This is a genomic window from Methanobrevibacter sp., from assembly GCF_017468685.1.
In the GTDB taxonomy this organism is placed as follows: Archaea; Methanobacteriota; Methanobacteria; order Methanobacteriales; family Methanobacteriaceae; genus Methanocatella.
Window position 1 is genome coordinate 1 of record NZ_JAFUHT010000087.1, and the last position, 2,466, is coordinate 2,466.

3 protein-coding genes are annotated in these 2,466 nt (G+C 32.3%); 2 read left to right on the plus strand and 1 reads right to left on the minus strand.

Annotated features, from left to right (window positions below; translation table 11 throughout):
- Positions 1-118: 118 nt before the first annotated feature.
- The gene (locus IJ258_RS11355; RefSeq protein WP_292806969.1) at positions 119-1,150 is read left to right on the plus strand and encodes a WD40 repeat domain-containing protein; all 1,032 of its coding nucleotides are present in this window, start codon (positions 119-121) and stop codon (positions 1,148-1,150) included.
- Positions 1,151-1,259: 109 nt separating this feature from the next.
- Positions 1,260-1,850, plus strand: a complete 591-nt coding sequence (hxlB, locus tag IJ258_RS11360) for a 6-phospho-3-hexuloisomerase (protein ID WP_292806970.1) — start codon at positions 1,260-1,262, stop codon at positions 1,848-1,850.
- Position 1,851: 1 nt separating this feature from the next.
- Here hxlB and fdhD read toward each other — a convergent pair.
- A partial coding sequence (gene fdhD, locus IJ258_RS11365) for a formate dehydrogenase accessory sulfurtransferase FdhD (RefSeq protein WP_292806972.1) occupies positions 1,852-2,466 on the minus strand: 615 nt, incomplete at its 5' end.

Here is a 2,466-nt window from a genome sequence, read left to right on the forward strand (position 1 = left end):
CCCCAATCCCCAATCCCCAATTGCCTTTTCAAAAAACAAAAAATATTAATTTTAAAAAAATTTAATTAATTTAAATAATTAAAATAAAATTAATATTTATTTTATTTCAAAGATACAAATGAGTAAAGATGATAATAAAGATCAATTCTCTTTCGAAAAAATCGGAGTTCTTGAAGGACATGGTGGAGCTGTTACATCATTAGTATGTGGTGTTGATGAAAACGGAGCACCCCTTTTAATTTCTGGTTCAAGAGATAAATCAATTATAAGATGGAAATTGAGTTTAGATGAGCCAAAAGAAATTATAACAAAACTTGATGAAGAAGAAGTCGAAGAAGGACAACCAAAAGAAATAAGAAAATATATTGTTGGACAACCATTAAAATCCCTCCATGGTCATAATCATTTTGTATCTTCTTTAGCTTTAAATTCTGATAGTACTAAATTAGTTTCTGCTTCTTGGGATAAAACTATCAGATTATGGGATATACCTTCAGCAAGATCTGATCTTATTTTCAAAGGACATACTAAAGATGTTCTTTGCATTGCTTTTTCACACGATGAAAGATTAATTTTCTCTGGTGGTATGGATAATTCTTTAAAATATTGGAATACAAAAGGAGAAAAAAGATTCGATAATAATCAATTCAGAGGTTGGGTTAGTTGCATTCTCAATATTAACAGAAAAAAAACAAATTATATTGCTGTTGGAAGTTGGGATGGATCTGTGAAAATATTAAATAGTGAATATAATATTGAAAGAGAAATTCCTGGAGGAGAATATGCCGTAACTTCTTTAAGTACTGATGATGATGGAGATTTCTTATTCATCGCTTATAAAAATGGAACAATAAAAGTATTAAATATTGAAGATAAAGGTAATGAAAATGAAAGTGATGCAAAACAAGTTATCGAAACTGGAACTGATATTAATGCTATATTATTCGAATCAAAATTCTTCCAAATTTATGCTTTGGGAACTAACAAAGGACTTCAAATAAGAAAAATTAAAGGAGGAAAAAAACCAGAATTTGAAGATAATGAAAATGGAGCTTGTCTTTCTCTTACATATGATAAAAGCAAAGAATATTTATTCGCTGGATTCGCTAATGGAACAATCAGTGTTTACAAAGCTTTAAATGAAGCATAAAATAAAGAATAAAAAATATGAATAAAAATATAATTACAATTTAAATTAAATAAATTCATAAATAAAATTTCAATCATAAATAATAATATCGATTTATAGGTTAGATAAAATGGAAATAATGAAAACCTCTATTCACGCTATATTGGATAACATAAAAAGTGCAGAAGAATATTTGGATGAAGAAGCTATTGAAAAATTCGAGGACATAATCATAGGCTCCAAAAACATCTTTGTTACAGGAGCAGGAAGATCAGGTCTTGCTGCAAAAGCATTTGCAATGAGATTAATGCATTTAGGTTTAAGTGCTTATGTGGTTGGTGAAACCATCTCTCCAGCAATTTATGAAGATGACTGTATTATTGCAATTTCAGGTTCTGGAGAAACTAACACTATCGTTTCTGCTGCTAAAATCGCTAAAAATAGAGGTTCAAAAGTTCTTGCTTTAACATCTTATCCTGATTCTACATTAGGACAATTATGTGACAGTTACATTCTTGTTAAAGGAAGAACCAAAAAAGAAGTGGATGATGAAAACTATATCAAACGTCAAATCCACGGAAACTATACTTCATTAACTCCTTTAGGAACCGCTTTTGAACTGACCACTTTAGTGTTCCTGGATGCTATCGTTTCCGAATTGATGGAAAAAATGCATCAAACTGAAAGTGACTTAAAAGCAAGACACACTGTTTTAGAGTAATTTAGTCAAAAATTACTCTGTTTTGATTATTATAGATATTACAGCGTTGGCCTCTTAGGAATCCAACCAAAGTAATATTTCCTTTTTTTGCAATATTGTATCCTGAATTAGCGGGGGCTGCGTTTGATGCAAGGATTGGCACTCCTGCCCTTGTCATCTTGATTACCATGTCTGCAGGCATCCTGCCGCTGTATATCACATATGAATTTTTCAAGTCAAAGTCATGGAGGATTCCATAACCGATTACCTTATCCACTGCTACATGACGGCTGACGTCCTCTTTTACAACAAACTGATCTTTATAAACAATTCCCGCAACGTGTGTGCCTCCTGTTGCCTGCCAGATTTCAGCATTATCCTTAAGCTCTTCAATGCGGTCAATCAATTCATGGACGTTTACCTGGAAGTCAGATTCAACGGGGTTCACATCCTTGATTTTGCTTCTCCAGCCTCCTGCGGAATCTGAGCAGAGAACTGTTTCGTTTGTTTTAAGCAATGTGTCGTCGATTTCAACATTGATTTGAGGTCCGTCAATCTCGATTTTCTTGATGTCTTCCAATGATTTCACCATGTTTTCGTTAAAGAGATATCCAACTGTAAATTCCTTAAGTGAATC

What these genes read in the sequence shown, in the direction of transcription:
- IJ258_RS11355 (WP_292806969.1), top strand. Translation starts at nt 119, where the DNA reads ATGAGTAAAGATGATAATAAAGATCAATTCTCTTTCGAAAAAATCGGA.
- hxlB (WP_292806970.1), top strand. Translation starts at nt 1,260, where the DNA reads ATGGAAATAATGAAAACCTCTATTCACGCTATATTGGATAACATAAAA.